The organism is Synechococcus sp. L2F (assembly GCF_024345695.1).
Taxonomy (GTDB): Bacteria; Cyanobacteriota; Cyanobacteriia; order PCC-6307; family Cyanobiaceae; genus MW101C3.
Window position 1 is genome coordinate 768497 of record NZ_JAGQBP010000001.1, and the last position, 17124, is coordinate 785620.

15 protein-coding genes are annotated in these 17124 nt (G+C 67.4%); 6 read left to right on the forward strand and 9 right to left on the reverse strand.

The features are described 5' to 3' along the window. Positions 1-126: 126 nt before the first annotated feature. The 5 genes from KBZ19_RS03850 to KBZ19_RS03870 all read right to left on the reverse strand — a co-directional run bounded on the left by KBZ19_RS03850 (position 127) and on the right by KBZ19_RS03870 (position 5226). Positions 127-1281 carry an LOG family protein gene (locus tag KBZ19_RS03850; protein ID WP_255099828.1) on the reverse strand — a complete coding sequence of 385 codons (1155 nt, stop codon included), beginning with the start codon at positions 1279-1281 and terminating at the stop codon, positions 127-129. Between the two features lie 26 nt (positions 1282-1307). Continuing rightward, positions 1308-1631 carry a thioredoxin gene (trxA, locus tag KBZ19_RS03855; protein WP_094510265.1) on the reverse strand — a complete coding sequence of 108 codons (324 nt, stop codon included), beginning with the start codon at positions 1629-1631 and terminating at the stop codon, positions 1308-1310. Positions 1632-1877: 246 nt separating this feature from the next. Then, entirely contained in the window at positions 1878-3041 is a 1164-nt protein-coding gene (locus KBZ19_RS03860) for a GuaB3 family IMP dehydrogenase-related protein (RefSeq protein ID WP_094510264.1), read from the reverse strand. A gap of 85 nt (positions 3042-3126) precedes the next feature. Continuing rightward, positions 3127-3963, reverse strand: a complete 837-nt coding sequence (locus KBZ19_RS03865; protein ID WP_255099829.1) for a CAAD domain-containing protein — start codon at positions 3961-3963, stop codon at positions 3127-3129. A gap of 108 nt (positions 3964-4071) precedes the next feature. After that, positions 4072-5226, reverse strand: coding sequence for a homocysteine biosynthesis protein (locus tag KBZ19_RS03870; RefSeq protein ID WP_255099830.1), 1155 nt, complete (start codon positions 5224-5226; stop codon positions 4072-4074). Between the two features lie 96 nt (positions 5227-5322). On the opposite strand from KBZ19_RS03870, the gene gyrA reads away from it, so the two are divergent. Both gyrA and crtL read left to right on the forward strand, forming a co-directional pair. Further along, complete coding sequence (gene gyrA, locus KBZ19_RS03875; RefSeq protein ID WP_255099831.1) at positions 5323-8010, forward strand: DNA gyrase subunit A; 2688 nt, start codon at positions 5323-5325, stop codon at positions 8008-8010. Further along, positions 8007-9236, forward strand: coding sequence for a lycopene beta cyclase (gene crtL, locus KBZ19_RS03880; RefSeq protein ID WP_255100047.1), 1230 nt, complete (start codon positions 8007-8009; stop codon positions 9234-9236). The genes gyrA and crtL overlap by 4 nt, the downstream gene beginning before the upstream one ends. A 52-nt stretch (positions 9237-9288) precedes the next feature. On the opposite strand, the gene KBZ19_RS03885 is transcribed toward crtL, so the two are convergent. Further along, positions 9289-9735, reverse strand: a complete 447-nt coding sequence (locus tag KBZ19_RS03885; RefSeq protein ID WP_094510259.1) for a universal stress protein — start codon at positions 9733-9735, stop codon at positions 9289-9291. A gap of 172 nt (positions 9736-9907) precedes the next feature. Continuing rightward, positions 9908-11479, reverse strand: a complete 1572-nt coding sequence (locus KBZ19_RS03890) for a 1,4-alpha-glucan branching protein domain-containing protein (protein ID WP_255100048.1) — start codon at positions 11477-11479, stop codon at positions 9908-9910. Positions 11480-11638: 159 nt separating this feature from the next. Between KBZ19_RS03890 and KBZ19_RS03895 the strand changes: the two genes are divergently transcribed. From KBZ19_RS03895 to KBZ19_RS03910, 4 genes are all read left to right on the forward strand, one after another. Beyond that, positions 11639-12274 carry an NYN domain-containing protein gene (locus KBZ19_RS03895; protein ID WP_094510257.1) on the forward strand — a complete coding sequence of 212 codons (636 nt, stop codon included), beginning with the start codon at positions 11639-11641 and terminating at the stop codon, positions 12272-12274. 40 nt (positions 12275-12314) lie between these two features. Continuing rightward, the gene (locus tag KBZ19_RS03900; RefSeq protein ID WP_255099832.1) at positions 12315-13937 is read left to right on the forward strand and encodes a 2-isopropylmalate synthase; all 1623 of its coding nucleotides are present in this window, start codon (positions 12315-12317) and stop codon (positions 13935-13937) included. After that, complete coding sequence (locus KBZ19_RS03905; RefSeq protein ID WP_255099833.1) at positions 13934-14788, forward strand: carbohydrate ABC transporter permease; 855 nt, start codon at positions 13934-13936, stop codon at positions 14786-14788. The genes KBZ19_RS03900 and KBZ19_RS03905 overlap by 4 nt, the downstream gene beginning before the upstream one ends. 155 nt (positions 14789-14943) lie before the next feature. Further along, positions 14944-15951: a sodium-dependent bicarbonate transport family permease gene (locus KBZ19_RS03910; protein WP_255099834.1), complete on the forward strand. Its 1008-nt coding sequence runs from the start codon at positions 14944-14946 to the stop codon at positions 15949-15951. 6 nt (positions 15952-15957) lie between these two features. Here KBZ19_RS03910 and KBZ19_RS03915 read toward each other — a convergent pair whose 3' ends face one another. Both KBZ19_RS03915 and KBZ19_RS03920 read right to left on the reverse strand, forming a co-directional pair. Next, complete coding sequence (locus tag KBZ19_RS03915; RefSeq protein ID WP_094510254.1) at positions 15958-16305, reverse strand: DUF6464 family protein; 348 nt, start codon at positions 16303-16305, stop codon at positions 15958-15960. Positions 16306-16310: 5 nt separating this feature from the next. After that, positions 16311-17066: a TerC family protein gene (locus KBZ19_RS03920; RefSeq protein ID WP_094510253.1), complete on the reverse strand. Its 756-nt coding sequence runs from the start codon at positions 17064-17066 to the stop codon at positions 16311-16313. Positions 17067-17124 lie beyond the last annotated feature (58 nt).

Here is a 17124-nt window from a genome sequence, read left to right on the forward strand (position 1 = left end):
TCTCCGGTGAAGGCGAGCGAAACGCCGGCAGCTGTGTCCTGAGCAGCAGAAGCTGCAGGGGATCAGTCAGCAGCCGATGTGCCCCCGGCAGAAGAACTGGGGGAGGAAGAAAGAGAAGAAGGGCCATCAGGAAGTGAAGGTACAGCGACGTTGTTCTGGGTGGTGCGGTTCCGGCGCGCCCTGAATGTCGAGACCGTTGAGATGCTCGATCAGCTGATAGAGCCGGCCCACCTTGCGGTCGTTGAAATCGAAGCGCAGCGAAGGGCGGAGCTGATCGGAAAGATCGCAGACTTCATCGTGCTCGATCTGCCCGCTGTCCACCAGATCGGCGAAACGCTGGTTCAGCACGGCCAGCTGCGCAGGCGTGAGCGGGGCGTGCAGCAGCAGCTCAAGGCGATCATCCACCAGCCTGGCTGTATGAAACACGCGGTAGAAGCGGCAAATCTGCGCCATTGCCTCGGCGGCGCTGCTGGCTTCGCAGAAGAGGGCAGCATCCGCCTCACTCACCAGCCCACGATCGATCAGGTCGTGGCGGACCGTGTGCTGCCAGTTGGTCCAGAAGGGATCACCGGGAGGGGCCAGCAGCACCACGGGAATCGGAGCAATGCGGCCGGTCTGGATGAGCGTCAGCGACTCGAACAATTCATCAAGCGTGCCGAAACCTCCCGGCAGCACCACCAGCGCATCGCACTCGCGCAGGAAGAAAAGCTTGCGGGTGAAGAAGTAGCGGAAGTCGACCAGGCGATCGCTACGACCGGCGATGTAGGGATTGGGCTGCTGCTCGAACGGCAACTGCACGTTCAGGCCGAAACCGTGCTCGCTGCCGGCACCACGATTGGCCGCCTCCATCACACCGGCACCAGCGCCGGTGATCACATCGAAACCTGCCGCGATGGCACGGCCGGCCAATTCTTCGCTGAGCCTGTAGCAAGCGGTGCCCGGGACGGTGCGGGCTGAGCCGAAGACCGTGACCTTGCGGGTGCGCCGGTGCTGCTCGAACATCTGCAGCGCCTGCTGGATGTCCTGAAGCGTGCCACTGATCAGCCCCCAATCTTCCCCATCGGCGCCGCTACCGGCGATCCGCATCAAGGTGGCGATCGACCGATCGATCAGCAGCCGCTGGGGGTGGTTGCTGAGCTCTGGGGCTTGATGCTCCCACGCTCTCTCTGCCTCTGGCTGGCCGACACTGAAGGGCGGCGGAATGGAGCCGACTGAGCGTTCCGCCGCCGTGGAGAGCGAAGGACGTGGATCCGGCGTGGCGGCGGAGGCAGGCTGCGACAACACGCCGGGAGGGGCGAGGGGAGAACTCAGAGGTATTTGGTGATGGTGCCGGAGAGGGTGTTCTTCGGCACGGCACCAACGACGGTGTCGACTTTCACACCACCCTTGAAGACCATCAGGGTGGGAATGCTGCGAATGCCGTACTGGCTGGCGACGTTGGGGTTTTCGTCGGTGTTGAGCTTGAAGACCTTGATACGGCCCTCGAATTCCTTGGCGATTTCATCGACGATCGGGGCGACCATGCGGCAGGGACCACACCAGGGAGCCCAGAAGTCCACCAGCACGGGCACATCACTCTTGAGCACATCCAGCTCAAAAGAGGCGTCGGTGACGGCAGTGGCGCTGGACATTCGAGGGAGGGACAAGGTTTTGCCAATGTAGCAACGGCCTTGGCATCATTCCCGGAACCGCCACCGAACGTTGGAAGAGAAAATGCCCGGACGCGCCGGGCGGGGTGGTGTGAGGAGTGTGCGAGCCGTAGCCCCCACGGCACGAGACTAGCCCCCGTCTCGGCCTGTCCAGCGGCGTCTCATTGCTGGAAAACCGCCGGAAAGTCCGCAGCGAATCGGGCAATGCGAAAGGGCTCTAAAAGGGCTCTACTTGCCCATGCCCAGCTGCTGGGCCTTCTGGTACACCTTGCCTTCGGTGAGCAGGGAAGGGGCGACCACCACCTCCACCTGCTGCATCTCACGCAGGGTGCGGGCGCCCAGGGTGCCCATCGATGTCTTGAGCGCGCCCAGCAGATTCTGGGTGCCGTCATCGAGGCTGGCGGGGCCACGCAGGATCTTCTCGAGGCTGCCCGTGGTGCCGACGCTGATGCGGGTGCCGCGGGGCAGCACCGGGCTCGGTGTGGCCATGCCCCAATGGAAGCCGCGGCCCGGTGCTTCGGCCGCCCTCGCGATCGGCGAGCCGATCATCACGGCATCGGCTCCGCAGGCGATGCACTTGCAGATGTCGCCGCCCGTGACGATGCCGCCGTCGGCGATCACCGGCACACGGCGCCCGGTTTCCCGCTCGTAATCGTCGCGGGCGGCGGCGCAGTCGGCGACAGCGGTGGCCTGGGGGATGCCCACCCCGAGCACCCCGCGGGAGGTGCAGGCGGCACCGGGGCCGATGCCCACCAGCACCCCGGCGGCACCGGCGCGCATCAGCTCCAGGGCCACGTCGTAGGTGACGCAGTTGCCGATCACCACCGGCACGCCCATGTCGCGGCAGAGGGTGGCGAGATCGAGCCGCTCGCGGCCCTCCGGGCCGATGTGCTCGGTGGACACCACCGTGGCCTGCACGAAGAAGAGATCAGCACCGGCTTCCGCCACAGCCTTGCCGAAGCGCAGCGCTGCCGCAGGGGTGGCACTGACTGCGGCGATACCGCCCTGTTCGCGGATCTCGGCGATGCGCCGACGGATCAACTCTTCCTGCACGGGCTGGCTGTACAGCTCCTGCATCAGGGGAACGAAATCCTCTTTGCCCACCGCCGCAATGCGGTCGAGCGCAGGGTTGGGGTCTTCGTAGCGGGTCTGGACGCCTTCGAGGTTGAGCACCCCCAGTGAGCCGAGGCGGGAGAGCTCAACGGCCATCGCCACATCCACCACCCCGTCCATCGCGCTGGCGATGATCGGAATCTCACGGTCGATGCCTCCGAGGCTCCAGCGGCTGTCGGTGACCTCCGGGTCGACCGTGCGACCTCCGGGAACCAGAGCGATCTCGTCGATCCCGTAGGCACGACGGACGGTGCGCTTCCCGCCTAACTGAATGGTCACCGGTGGATGGTCGTCGCAGTCGGGCCAAGCTATCAACAGGCCTGTCAGCCTCCAGATCCGGCACGGCCCAGCCCGACGGGCGGCCTCAGTCGTTGCCGCGGAATGCCCGCCAACGCTGCTCCAGCGACGCGATCAGTTCCTGACGGTCGCTGCTGCGCACCAGGCGGGTGGCCGCAAAGCGGCTCAGCCAGATCACCCCGGCCAGCTCCAGCAGACCCGGCAGCAGGGGCAGGCTGTCGATCGCGCCGATCACGGCGCCGTAGAGGCGCAGCACCAGCACCAGGGCAAGCGCCAGAGCAACCGCACGCAAGGGCCCCTGGTACTGCACCAGCATCTGCTGGAGGCGTCCGCTGCCGATCCATTCGCGCAGCTTGGCCAGCAGCAGGTCCCATTCGCCACCGCCCTCAGCGGTGTCCGGTGCGGCCGGCACATGCACGGTGGCCGCCACAGCGGGTTCAGGGGTGGGGGCTGGTGTGGGCTCCGGCAGGAGCTCGGCGGGCGTGGCAGGCGGTTCGGCAGAGGCTTGGCCACCTGCTCCAGTAGGTGCTGCAGCAAACGCGGCAGCGTTCACCGGGTCTGCAGCTGGCGACGCATCAACCGGAGCCGGCTGGGAGCCAACCTCCGAATCCACGGGCGCGCCCGTGGGCAGGAGAGGCGAGACTTCAGCTTCCACTGCCGCCACAGGCTGGGTCAGCGGTTCAGGCTGCAGCATCGGCTCCGGGGCCGAGTGCCACATGGGCGCGGCATCAGCATCCGCGCCAACGACAGCGGCGGGGTCGGCTGGGGGCAGATCAGCGGGGTCGGCAACGCCGTGCTCCCCGCTGGTGGGCATGGGAGCGGCGACCTCCCCGACGGGCTCGTGCGCCGACGGTTGCTCACCGGGAAGGAACGGCGCGTTGGAGGAAGCGGAAGGCTCGGTCATCGACTGCCAGAAAAACCGCACCGGGAGCCTACGGCGCTTCCGGCAGGGCGAGGCCTCGCTTCGGCAGACCGTTGCAGCAGGCCGGCACAGCAGCCCCTGGCAGGGCGATCAGCCCTCCAGAGGGATCAGGCCCGGGCGCGCCGACAGCGGCTCCAGCGGGCCGCGCAGCGGGAAGCGTCCCTGCCGCAGCAGCTCGATCAGGCAGGTGCCGATCTCCCGGGCCAGGCGCGGGCTGTGGGCCGGCGCGCAGGGGATGCGGCGACCATCCACCTGGATCTTGCCCGCCAGCAAGTGGCTGTAGGGCACAAAACCGAACCCGGGGCGAATACGGCGCGGGATCGAGAAATCAAGCACGGGCGCTTCCAGATGGTCGTCGCCGATCGACGCCCGGCGGGCCACGGCGAGATCGAGCAGGGGCACGGGAACGGCGATCGGCACCATCAGGGCACTGCCGTGTCCCTCGAAGAAACAGGCGCGGATCCATTCGGGCCGCAGCCCGTGCAGGTCGACGCTCACGGCCGCGACCGCCCCGGGAGTGCGCGCATGCCCGCTGGGCAGCCGCCGCGTTCCGGGCTGATGCCCATGGCCGGCCCCGATCACCCAGCCCACCGCCCCCGCCACCAGCACGGGCGAGCCCGGACCGAGCCAGGCCAGTGAGGGCATGGTGAGCCCGATGCTGCTGCTGCCCGAACTGCTGTACAGGGCGTTGCCGTAGGGACCGAGCAAGGGTCCGTACGGGCTCCGCACCACCCCCTCTGCGCTGCTCACCGCCACCACCCCGTTTTCGGCGATGGCGCGATGCAGGAGCAGGCGTGCGCCGCCCAGGCGCTCCAGCGAGAGGCGGCCCCGGTATTCACGGCGCGGGTGGGAGGCGGTGGCCTCACCGGTGAGTGTCAGCTCCAGTTCAAGGCCGGCCAGCAGGGCGTCCAGCACCTGGGCGCCCCCCTGGCGCAGCGGTTCGCCCAGCCCGCCGCCGATCGGCAGACACAGGCCCGCGGTGCCACCCGCCCCCTGGGCGAGCACCCCGTCGAGCCGGGCCTCACGGATGCGCAGAGGCGGATCCACCGGCCCGAGGCTGAGCTGCAACGTGGCCTGGTCGGTGAACTCCGCATTGGCGGCCACCACCACGTCGGTGGCGGCGTAGGCCGCTTCCAGGCCGCCTGTCGCCACCAGCACCCGGAAATCGGCGGCAGCAAGCACGCGCAGATCACCGCTGCGCTGGCGCTGCTGGAGATCGGCTTCGCTGCGGGGAGCCAGGGACATCGGCGGCCGGATCAAGGCTGAGGAGGGCGTTGGAAACCGGAACCGAACAAGGCGGCTGGGCCTCGATTAAAGTGGCTCACGGATAAGTGGTGAGAGATGGCGGACCCAACAGGACCCGGCGAGTCCGACGGGCGGATCATCCAAACCGACCTGCGAAACGAAATGTCGCGCTCCTATCTGGAGTATGCGATGAGCGTGATCGTGGGTCGGGCGTTGCCCGATGCCCGCGATGGCCTCAAGCCGGTGCATCGACGCATTCTCTATGCGATGTACGAACTCGGCCTCACCAGCGACAGGCCTTACCGGAAATGCGCCCGTGTGGTGGGCGAAGTGCTCGGCAAATACCACCCCCACGGCGACACCGCCGTGTACGACGCCCTGGTGCGCATGGCCCAGGACTTCTCCATGCGCATGCCCCTGATTGATGGGCACGGCAACTTCGGTTCGGTCGACAACGACCCACCGGCGGCCATGCGGTACACGGAATCGCGGCTGCAGGCCCTCACCACTGACAGCCTGCTGGAGGACATCGAGGCGGAAACGGTCGATTTCATCGACAACTTCGATGGATCACAGCAGGAACCCACCGTGATGCCGGCGCGGGTTCCTCATCTGCTGCTCAATGGGTCCTCAGGGATCGCGGTGGGCATGGCCACCAACATTCCGCCCCACAACCTCACGGAATTGATCGATGGGCTGCTGGCCCTGATCGACAATCCCGAGGTGGACGATCGCTCGCTGATGGCGATCATTCCCGGCCCGGATTTCCCCACCGGCGGCCAGATTCTCGGCCGCAGCGGAATCCGTGAAACCTATCTCACAGGCCGAGGATCGATCACCATGCGCGGTGTCGCGGCGATCGAAACACTTGAAGTCCCCGGTCGGCCAGATCGGGATGCGGTGATCATCACTGAGCTTCCTTATCAAACCAACAAGGCGGCGATGATCGAGCGCATCGCCGAGATGGTGAACGACAAGAAGCTCGAAGGAATCTCCGACATCCGCGACGAAAGCGATCGCGATGGCATGCGCATCGTGATCGAACTGCGGCGTGATGCCTATCCGCAGGTGGTGTTGAACAACCTGTTCAAGCTCACGCCGCTGCAGTGCAATTTCTCCGCTCACATGCTGGCGCTGGTGAATGGGGAGCCGATCCTGCTCACCCTGCGGCGGATGCTGCAGGTGTTCCTCGATTTCCGCATCGAAACGATCGAGCGGCGCACCCGTTATCTGCTGCGCAAGGCCGAAGAGCGCGACCACATCCTACTGGGCCTGCTGCTGGCGCTCGAGCAGCTCGATCCGATCATCGCCCTGATCCGCGCCGCCGCCGACACCGCCACAGCACGGCAACAGCTGCAGGAGCGCCACGGCCTCAGCGAGATCCAGGCGGACGCCATCCTGCAGATGCAGCTGCGCCGGCTCACCGCGCTGGAAGCCGACAAGATCCGGCTCGAGCACGAGGATCTGGTGGCCAAGATCACCGACTACAAGGACATCCTTGGCCGGCGTGAACGGGTGCTGGGCCTGATCCGGGAGGAGATCGGCAAGATCCGTGCCCGCTACGACTCCCCCCGTCGCACCGAGATCCTCGATCTCGAAGGCGGCCTCGAGGACATCGACCTGATCGCCAATGAGCGCTCGGTGGTGTTACTCACCGAGAACGGCTACCTCAAGCGCATGCCGGTGAGCGAATTCGAGGCCACCAGCCGCGGCACCCGTGGCAAGGCCGGCACCCGCAGTCAGGGAGAAGAAGCGGTGCGGCTGTTCATCAGTTGCAACGACCATGACACCCTGCTGCTGTTCAGCGACCGGGGCGTGGTGTATGCCGTGCCCGCCTATCGCATCCCGGTGGGCAGCCGCGCTGCCAAGGGAACCCCCGTGGTGCAGTTGCTGCCGATTCCACGGGAAGAGCAGATCACCACGCTGCTCGCGGTCAGCGCCTTCGAAGACAACGTGCAGCTGCTGATGCTCACCAGCGGCGGCTATATCAAGCGCACCCGTCTTTCGGCCTTCGCCAACATCCGATCCAATGGCTTGATCGCGATCGGGCTGGAGGAAGGCGACGCCCTGCGCTGGGTGCGTCTGGCCCTGCCGGGCGACAGCGTGCTGATCGGCTCGCTCAGGGGCATGACGATCCACTTCCGCCTCACCGACGGGGAACTGCGTCCGCTGGGCCGCACCGCCCGCGGCGTGCGGGCGATGGCACTGCGCGCCGGCGACGAACTGGTGAGCATGGATGTGCTGCCGGCCGAGCTGGCCGACCGCATCGCCAGCAGCAGCGCGGAGGAGGACGGCGACGAAGCCGATGGGGATGCCGACGCCGAAGTGGCGGTGAGCGAAGGACCCTGGGTGCTGGTGGCCTCCGCCAGTGGCCTGGGCAAGCGGGTCCCGGTGAACCAGTTCCGCCTGCAGCGGCGCGCCGGTCTGGGGCTGCGCGCGATCAAGTTCCGTCGCGATGGTGATGTACTCGTGGGCCTCAAGGTGCTCGGCTCCGGCGAAGAGCTGATGCTGGTCAGCGAAAAGGGGGTGATCGTGCGGATGCCCTCCGACGCCATTCCGCAGCAGTCCCGCGCCGCCACGGGGGTGAAGCTGCAGCGGCTCGATGCCGGCGACCGGCTCACGGAAGTGGTGCTGGTGCCGCCTGCCGCCGAAGACGACGGCAGCGAAACGCTGGAGCCTGTCAGCGACACCCTGGCCCTCACCGCCGAAAGCGTGGCGCCCACCGGCGAACCCATGGAACGCACCGATGAAGCCGCGGAACTGACCGGCGAGGGAGACAGCTGAGCGCCGACGTCCTGCTGATCGGCTCCGGCCCGGCCGCTCTGGCCATCGGCGCCGAACTGTGCCGCCAGGGGCTGGAGGTGGAGGCCCTGGTCGCCACCGATCCGCTCAGCCCCTGGCAGAACACCTATGGCATCTGGGGCCGGGAACTCGATGCCCTCGGCCTCGGCGATCTGCTCGGGCATCGCTGGTCGGATTGCGTGGCCGATTTCGGGGCGGGCCCCCTGGCCCTGCATCACGACTACGGCCTCTTCGATCGCCAGCGGCTGCAGCGGCACTGGCTCGAGGCCTGCGCCGGACAACTCCGCTGGCATCGCGGCCAGGCGACGGCCATCCGCCATGAGTCCCACAGCTCGGCGGTCACCACCGCCGAGGGCACCAGCCTGACGGCCCGGCTGGTGGTGGATGCCAGTGGCCATGCGCCGGTGTTCGTCCGCCGCCCCGAGCGCGGCCCGGTCGCCCAGCAGGCCGCCTTCGGCCTCGTGGGCCGCTTCTCCGCCGACCCTGTGGCGGAAGGGCAGTTCGTGCTGATGGATTACCGCAACGATCACCTCAAGGCAGAGGAGCGGCTGGAGCCGCCCACCTTCCTCTACGCGATGGACCTGGGGCAGGGGGAGTTCTTCGTGGAGGAAACCTCCCTCGCCCTCGCCCCGCCGCTCTCGTTCGACCTGCTGGAGCGGCGTCTGCACCAACGGCTGGCCCACCGGGGCATCAGGGTGGAGCAGGTGCGGGAAACGGAGCGTTGCCTGTTCCCGATGACTCTGCCGCTGCCGGATCTGACCCAGCAGGTGGTGGGTTTCGGTGGGGCCGCCAGCATGGTGCACCCCGCCTCGGGCTACATGGTGGGGGGGCTGCTGCGCCGCGCCCCCTGCCTGGCGGCCGCGATTGCCGCCGGCCTGGCCAACCACACCACCTCCTCACGCGAAGTGGCGCAGCAGGCCTGGCAGACGCTCTGGTCTGCCGAGCTGGTGCGCAAGCAGGCGATCTACCGTTTCGGGCTCGAAAAGCTGATGCGCTTCTCGCACGCGGAGCTCTGCCACTTCTTCGACACCTTCTTCCATCTGCCCCAGCCGCAGTGGACCGGTTTTCTGGCCAACACCCTCACCGTGCCGCAGCTGGTGCAGGCGATGCTGGGCCTGTTCGGGCAGGCCCCCAGCGATGTTCGGCTCGGCCTGATGCTGCCGCAGGGCAAGGAGCTGGCCCTGGCCTGGCGGGCGCTGGCGGGCTGAAACTGCTGGGCTGACACTCCCGAGCCGAGACTTTGGGCTGACCCTGACGGGATCAGCGGAACACCAGCACTGGCTGCTTGGCCTGGGCGAGCACGCGCTGCGTCTGACTGCCGATCAGCAGCCCGGTGAGGCCGCGCCGCCCATGCGAGGCCATGAAGATCAGGTCACAGCCGTGGCGGTCCGCCGCCGCCAGGATCGCCTCCGACGGCGAGTCGTTGACCACGCTTTCGCTCGCCGCCTCCACGCCTTCCTCTGCGGCGAGGCTCATCACCTCCGCCAGGGCCCGCTGGGAAGCCTCCCTGCCCACGTCCTCGATTTCCTGCAGGGTGCTGGGCTGGATCCATTCACCGGCGCCGTAGGTGAGCCCAAGCGGCGCATTGGCCCGCACGTTGAGGACGGTGAGGCGGGCTCCGGCCTCACGGGCGAAACGGCAGGCGGCAGCAGCGGCGGCCAGCGAAAGCCGGGAGCCGTCGGTGGGAACGAGCAGATGCTGAAACATGGCCAAACTCCACGCAGAGCGGAACGGCTCCGCTCTGATTCGAGCACGGGTTGTGGGCCCTGGTCAGTGGGCTGCGGGCTGTGCGTTCTGGCCTCTGAGCTGCGAGCGCTAGCCCTCGGGCGGCGGTGAGGGGTGTCGGCTGTGTTCTGCGAGCCTCGGGCCGTCGGCCGGGCTAACGCGGCGGCCGTGTGGCCCAGTCGGCGGCGTTGATGAGCGGGAACAGCGGATCTTCCCGTTCCACCGCCGCCAGCCAGCCACCGGGGGGATCGTTGCCGCTGTCGATCGCCGCCAGCAGGCGCCAGAAGCGATCCAGGTGCGTGCGGATCCGCTCCTTCGCCAGTTCGGTGGTGGTGCCGGCCCTGAGAATGAAGCTCCAGTCGGAGGACTGGGCCAGCAGCAGCTCACGGCCCGCCTGGTTGAGGCGCTGGAGCTGGGAGGCACTGCCCACCCCCCGGTTCACCCGCTCCACCATGGCCGCCGAGGCCCGGTTCCACTCGGGCACCACCCAGGCATTGCTTTCGTTGAGCCAGTAGTGGTGGTACCCCCCCTGGCCCCAGCTGGAGGGGGAGGGGCGGCAGATCTGCAGCCCGTCTCCGCGGCGCAGCACATCGCGCAGGGTGGTGAAACCGATGCCGAGGGCAGGCGCCTGCAGGAAAAGCTGGGCCAGGAAGCGGGGCCCCTCGTACCACCAGTGGCCGAACAGCTCCGCATCGAACGGCGCCACCAGCAGCGGTGGCCGGTCCATGGCGCTGCTCAGATGGTCAAGCTCCCCGGCGCGCCCGCGCAGATAGGTGGCGGCGTGCTCATCGGCCCGCTGCTCGGCCGGCCCCGGCAGGTAGGGCAGCTTCCGCTCCAGTGGCGTGCCCCTGGCTGACACCCGGTGCAGCTTGAGACCGAGCGGCCGGGGGGTCTCGATTCCCACCGCGGTGAGGGCCTCGCTGGAGAGATCCCAGCCCAGATCCCGGTGGAATTCCCGGTAGGCGCCATCGCCTGGGTATCCCTCCGAGGCCGACCACACCGGCAGGGTGGAGGCCCCATCACGGGCGAAGAAGGCCACCCCGGCGGGCGAACAGATCGGGGCATACACGCCATAGCGCGGACGGGGCAGGGCGTGCAGCAGCCCATGGGCATCGAGCACCGCGTAGCGCAGACCGCAGGCCACCAGCTGCTGATCGAGCCCTTCGAAGTAGGCGCACTCCGGCAGCCAGATCCCCTGCGGGCGTGCGCCCAGCAGCCGCTCATGTTCCCGGATAGCGGTGAGCAGCTGGGCTCGCACCGCCTCGGGGGTGGCCCGCAGCAGCGGCAGGTAGCCGTGGGTGGCGGCACAGGTGAGCAGGTCGACCACCCCCAGCTGCCAGAGCCGCTGGAAACGAGCCAGCAGATCACCGCCGCAGGCCTGCCACTGCTGGCGGGTGTGGGTGAGCTGGGCCTCCAGAGCCTCGGCCGCCTCCAGATGCGGGGGCAGCGCCAATGGCAACAACGCCAGGCGTTGATCAAGCCAGGCGGGGAAACGGGCCTGCAGGTCAGGCGCGCTCAGCAGCGAGAGAAGCGTGGGGGAAAGGCCGAGGGTGAGACGGGGCGCCTGGGCGGGATCCTCAGAGGCAGCTTCGAGCAACTCGAGCAGCGGCAGGTAGCTCTCCAGCAGTGCCTGGAAGAACCAGTCTTCCTCCAGCGAGCCGGGCTGGCTGCTGCGGACGTATGGGAGATGGGCATGGAGGACCAGGGCCAGTTCGCCTGTGGCCATTGCCATTCCAGCCGTTCACGGGAGTGTACGGGGACGGTTCCACCACGACGCCCTCCGCCACGAGCTTCGCCATGAAAATGGTCAGCGGCGCGGTCGGGGTCGGCGGGGGCACAGCTGGCAGAGGGCGGTCTCTACAGTTTTTGTTTAACGAAACGAGTGATGCGTCGCTGTCTGGCAGTTGACGGGCACGGCATGTTCTACGCCCAGCAGAAGCTCGGCTGGTTCTTCGATCCACGCCGCCTGCTGGAGCTGGCCGCGGAAGGCGTCACGGATCTTGGCAGCGCCTTCTGGTACACGGGGCTGAAGGATCCCACTGACCAACGCCCCTTCCGGGACGCACTCACCAGCCTGGGCTTCACCGTGCGAACCAAACCGCTGCGGGAGTTCGGCACCGACCCCGACCAGCGGCAGTTCGCGCGCGCCAACCTTGATGTGGAGATCTGCCTCGACCTGATGGCCGTGGCCCACCGCACCGATGAGCTGTGGCTGATGAGCGGAAGCCGCGACCTTGAACGGCTGGTGGAGATGCTCCGCGCCCAAGGCCTGAAGATCACCTTGATCAACGCCGATGGCATGGTGCCGCGCGAGCTGCGCAATGCGGTGGATCGCTTCATCGACCTGGGCAAGCTCAAGCCCCAGCTCGAGAAGATGGAAGCCGTCCAGGCACCGGTGTTCCAGCGCAGCATCCCGGAGGCTTCTCCGCGATCGGAACCGGTGCGCCACCAGGTGATCCGCCCGGACGCTGCCTCCCTTGAGCCCTCACCTCGGGAAGTGGTGATCGGACCCTCGGTCTAGGATCCCCCCTAACACGTACTCACTTCGACCTGCAGCGGCCATGGCCAAGGATCCCGGCCGGGTTCTGATTTTTGACACCACCCTGCGGGATGGTGAGCAATCGCCGGGGGCCAGCCTCAACCTCGAGGAAAAGGTGGCCATCGCCCAGCAGCTGGCGCGCCTACGGGTCGACATCATCGAAGCGGGCTTCCCCTTCGCCAGCACGGGCGATTTCAACGCCGTGCACCGCATCGCCGAAACCGTCGGCACCGCCGACGGCCCGGTGATCTGCGGGCTTGCCCGGGCCACGCGCGGCGACATCAAGGCCTGCGCGGATGCGGTGGCGCCGGCGGCGCGGCGGCGCATCCACACCTTCATCGCCACCAGCGACATCCACCTGGAGCACAAGCTGCGCAAGAGCCGGCCCGAGGTCGTGGACATCGCCGCCGAGATGGTGGCCTATGCCCGCTCCCTGGTGGAGGACGTGGAGTTCTCCTGCGAAGACGCCGGCCGCAGCGACCCGGAGTTCCTCTACGAAGTGATCGAAGCCGCCATCGCCGCCGGGGCCACCACGATCAACATCCCCGACACCGTGGGCTATGCCACTCCGGCGGAATTCGGTGCCCTGATCGCCGGCATTGATCGCCACGTTCCCAACATCGCTCAGGCGGTGATCTCTGTGCACGGCCACAACGACCTGGGGCTGGCCGTGGCCAATTTCCTTGAGGCGGTCAAGAACGGCGCCCGCCAGCTCGAATGCACGATCAACGGCATCGGTGAACGGGCCGGCAATGCTTCACTCGAGGAACTGGTGATGGCGCTGCATGTGCGCCGCGCCTACTTCAACCCCTTCCTCGGCCAGGACCCCGCCAGCACCGAGCCGCTCACCGGCGTGCGCACCGAGGAGATCGCCAAGACCTCCCGGCTGGTGTCCAACCTCACCGGCATGGCGGTGCAACCCAACAAGGCGATCGTGGGGGCCAACGCCTTCGCGCACGAATCCGGCATCCACCAGGACGGTGTTCTCAAGAACCGCCTCACCTACGAAATCATCGACGCCCGCACGATCGGTCTGAGCAGCACCCGGCTGTCGCTCGGCAAACTGAGCGGCCGCAGTGCCTTCCGCGCCCGGCTGGAGGAGCTCGGCTACGGCCTCGAGCGCGAAGACCTCGACGACGCCTTCGCCCGCTTCAAGGAGCTGGCCGACCGCAAGCGCGAGATCACCGACCGGGATCTTGAGGCGATCGTCAGCGAGCAGGCCCAGCAGCCTGACGCCCAGTACACGCTGAAGCTGGTGCAGGTGAGCACCGGCACCAACCTGCAGCCCACCGCCACGGTCACCCTGGTGACGGCCGATGGCGCCGAGCTCACCGGCGCCGCCATCGGCACAGGCCCGGTGGACGCGGTCTGCCAGGCGCTCAATGCGCTGGCACGCGTGCCCAACGAGCTGGTGGAGTTCAGCGTCAAGTCGGTCACCGAGGGCATCGATGCGATGGGGGAGGTCACCATCCGGCTGCGCCACCAAGGGGTGCTCTATTCCGGCCACGCCGCCGACACCGACATCGTGGTGGCTGCCGCCCAGGCCTTCATCCACGCGCTCAACCGGCTGGTGCAGGGCACCGAACGGCTGCCTCTTCACCCCCAGCGCGCACCGCTGCCGGTGGCGGAACGCCCCCGCCTGTGAGCCGCTCTCCCCTCAGGCTGCAGCCCCAGCGGACCCCGTGGCTGCCTGCCCTGCAGCTGGGGCTGCTGCTGCTGGTGGCCCTGATGGTGCTGGTGCCGCTGCTGTGGCTGGTCAGCACGTCCTTGAAGGGTCCGGCCGAAGACATCTTCGCCTCGCCGCCGTCGTTGTTTCCAGCGCAGCCCAGCCTGGCGGCCTATGGGCGCCTGTTCGCTGAACATCCGCTGGGCCTTTACCTGTTCAACAGCACGGTGGTGAGCCTGCTGGCAGTGGTGGGCAACCTGCTGTTCTGTTCCCTGGCGGCCTACCCGCTGGCGCGGATGCGCTTCGCCGGCCGTGGCCTGGTGCTGGCGCTGGTGGTGGCCACGATCCTGATTCCGTTCCAGGTGGTGATGATTCCGCTCTACCTGTTGATGGTGCAGCTGGGCCTGCGCAACACCCTGCTGGCCTTGATCATTCCCCAGGCCGCCACCGCCTTCGGCATCTTTCTGCTGCGGCAAAGCTTCATCGGAGTGCCCGTGGAGCTGGAAGAAGCCGCCCGCATCGACGGCTGCACGCCGCTGGGTGAATGGTGGAACGTGATGATTCCCGCGGCCCGGGCCGATCTGATCACCCTGGCGATGTTCGTGTTCATCGGCACCTGGAGTGATTTTCTCTGGCCCTTGATCATCCTCGATGATCCGAATCTCTACACACTGCCGCTCGGATTGCAGCAGCTTGCCAGCAGCTTCTCCCTCGACTGGCGGCTTGTGGCTGCGGGTTCAGTGGTGTCGATCCTGCCAGTTTTGGTGCTGTTCATTGCGCTTCAACGTTATATCCTTCCCAGCTCCAGCGGCGATGGTGTGAAGGGTTGAACCCAGCGCTCGCTTTTCCGGCACTCGCTGTCCCTTCGCTCACGATTACGGCGCTCACAATTTGATCCCCCACCATCCCCGGTCGCCAGGATCCCAGCGCCCAGGCCCAGACCTGTAGCCTGCCGGTGCGCCATTGATCGATCACGGGAACCTCGATGCAGACCGGTCTGATTCTGCAGAATCTGCTCTCTCCGCCGGTTCTTTTCTTCGCTCTCGGGGTGATTGCGGTGCTGGTGCGATCGGATCTGGAGATTCCCGCCCCCCTGCCCAAGCTCTTCTCGCTCTATCTGCTGCTGGCGATCGGCTTCAAAGGAGGGGTGGAGCTGCAACACAGCGGCCTGGGCGTGCAGGTGATCGCCACGATCGCCGCCGCTGTGGTGATGTCGGCCGTGGTGCCGCTCTACAGCTTCCTGGTGCTCAGGCGGCAGTTCGACGCCTCCAATGCGGCCGCTGTGGCCGCCACCTACGGCTCGATCAGTGCCGTCACCTTCATCACCGCCGAAACTTTTCTGGTGGTGTCTGACATCCCCCATGACGGCTTCATGGTGGCGGCCCTGGCGCTGATGGAATCACCGGCCATCATCGTGGGGTTGCTGTTGGTGAAACTCACCAGTCATCAACGCCACGCCGGCGGCATCGGCACGGGCGTGGCCTGGGGCAGCTTGCTGCATGAAGCCTTCCTGAACAGTTCGGTGCTGCTGTTGATCGGCAGTCTGGTGATCGGCCTGCTGGTGGCGGCCTTCAGCCCCTTGGGGGTGGAAACAATGGAGCCCTTCACCGGCAAGCTGTTTTACGGCGCCCTCAGCTTCTTTCTGCTCGACATGGGCATCGTGGCGGCACAGCGGCTCGGCGATCTGCGGCGTGCCGGCAGCTACCTGATCGCCTTCGCCGTGCTGATGCCGCTCTTCAATGCTGCGGTGGGCCTGCTGCTGTCCCGTTGGCTGGGCCTGCCGCAGGGAAATGCGCTGCTGTTCATGGTGCTGTGCGCCAGCGCCTCCTACATCGCCGTTCCCGCTGCCATGCGGATGACCGTGCCGGAAGCAAACCCAAGCCTGTATATCTCCAGCGCCCTGGGTGTCACCTTCCCCTTCAACATCGTCGTGGGGATCCCGCTTTACATGGCAGTGGTGCAGCGCTTCATCCCGCTGACTGTGCTCCCATGAAGCGGCTCAGACAGGCGCACGATGCAGGCAGCGCTCGCAGGGGCCTTCAGGCAAGACGGCGCAGCGCAGCAGCGGGGAGCGGGCATTGAAGCGGCAGCTGGGGTCGCCGATCACCCAGTGGTTGTTCCACCAGGTGGCATCCGCCGGTTGCCGTTGTGGTTTGACCTGCAGCGCCACCTCGGTGAGCTCGTAGCGTCCGTTGCGGAGCTGGTAGCGGTGGTGGCGTTGCAGCACCAGAAACGAACGCTCACCCCGCTCGATCCAACGGCCCGGCTGGGGCACCTCGCCCAGGTGGGCCACCTCAAAGCGTTCCAGCAACCGCTCGGTGCCGGCCTGGCGCAGATCCACGTGCAGGGGCGTCAGGGGCTGACCTCCCCGGTCTGCTGCTCACTGCGCTGCGAGAACCCCCAGACGAACAGGCAGGCCACCACCAGCAGCAGCGCCCATTCGGGGGGAACGATCTGGGGCAGGGCCAGGCGCAGCAGCAGGCGCACGCCCACCAGACCCACGGCCAGATAGCCGGCCCGCTCCAGATGCCGATACTCCTCCAACCAGCGGATGAACAGACCGGCCGTGAGGCGCAGGGCCACCACACCGATCACGCCGCCGGTCATCACCAGCCAGAGCCGGTCGCTGACCGCCACCGCCGCCGCGACGCTATCGAGCGAGAAGGCCAGATCGGTGACCGCCAGCGTGGCCACCACGGAGCCCAGGGTCTGACCGTGGAGCCGCTGGACCGCCGGTTCCACGTGGCTGATGGCTGCAGCGCCTGCCGCTTCACCGCCGGCCTCGCTGGATCCGGCCAGGTTGGTGATGCACAGCCAGAGCAGGTAGACCGCCGCCAGCAACTGCAGCGGCCAGAAGACCAGCACCCAGCGGGCCGCCACGATCAGGGCCATCCGGAACACCAAGGCCAGCAGCAGGCCGAGGTTGAGGGCGCGGCGCTGGCGGGCCGGATCGTCGAGGTGACGCGCGATGGCGGCCAGGGCGATGGCGTTGTCCGCGGAGAGCACGGCCTCCATCGCCACCAGCAGGGGAAGCAGCAGCAGAATCTCCCCCCACTGGTCTGCCGATTGCAGCAGCGGTGTGAGTGACTCGATCGACTCCGCTTCCATAGGCAGTGGCGGCGCGCGAATCGGTCACTCTAGGAAAGCCAAACCAAGCCCGAGCCGG

Excerpts from the sequence above, each read along its gene's own strand:
- trxA (WP_094510265.1), bottom strand. The coding sequence starts at position 1,631 with ATGTCCAGCGCCACTGCCGTCACCGACGCCTCTTTTGAGCTGGATGTG.
- KBZ19_RS03920 (WP_094510253.1), bottom strand. The coding sequence starts at position 17,066 with ATGGAAGCGGAGTCGATCGAGTCACTCACACCGCTGCTGCAATCGGCA.
- KBZ19_RS03890 (WP_255100048.1), bottom strand. The coding sequence starts at position 11,479 with ATGGCCACAGGCGAACTGGCCCTGGTCCTCCATGCCCATCTCCCATAC.
- KBZ19_RS03865 (WP_255099829.1), bottom strand. The coding sequence starts at position 3,963 with ATGACCGAGCCTTCCGCTTCCTCCAACGCGCCGTTCCTTCCCGGTGAG.
- KBZ19_RS03870 (WP_255099830.1), bottom strand. The coding sequence starts at position 5,226 with ATGTCCCTGGCTCCCCGCAGCGAAGCCGATCTCCAGCAGCGCCAGCGC.
- gyrA (WP_255099831.1), top strand. The coding sequence starts at position 5,323 with ATGGCGGACCCAACAGGACCCGGCGAGTCCGACGGGCGGATCATCCAA.
- KBZ19_RS03895 (WP_094510257.1), top strand. The coding sequence starts at position 11,639 with ATGCGTCGCTGTCTGGCAGTTGACGGGCACGGCATGTTCTACGCCCAG.
- KBZ19_RS03910 (WP_255099834.1), top strand. The coding sequence starts at position 14,944 with ATGCAGACCGGTCTGATTCTGCAGAATCTGCTCTCTCCGCCGGTTCTT.
- KBZ19_RS03885 (WP_094510259.1), bottom strand. The coding sequence starts at position 9,735 with ATGTTTCAGCATCTGCTCGTTCCCACCGACGGCTCCCGGCTTTCGCTG.
- KBZ19_RS03900 (WP_255099832.1), top strand. The coding sequence starts at position 12,315 with ATGGCCAAGGATCCCGGCCGGGTTCTGATTTTTGACACCACCCTGCGG.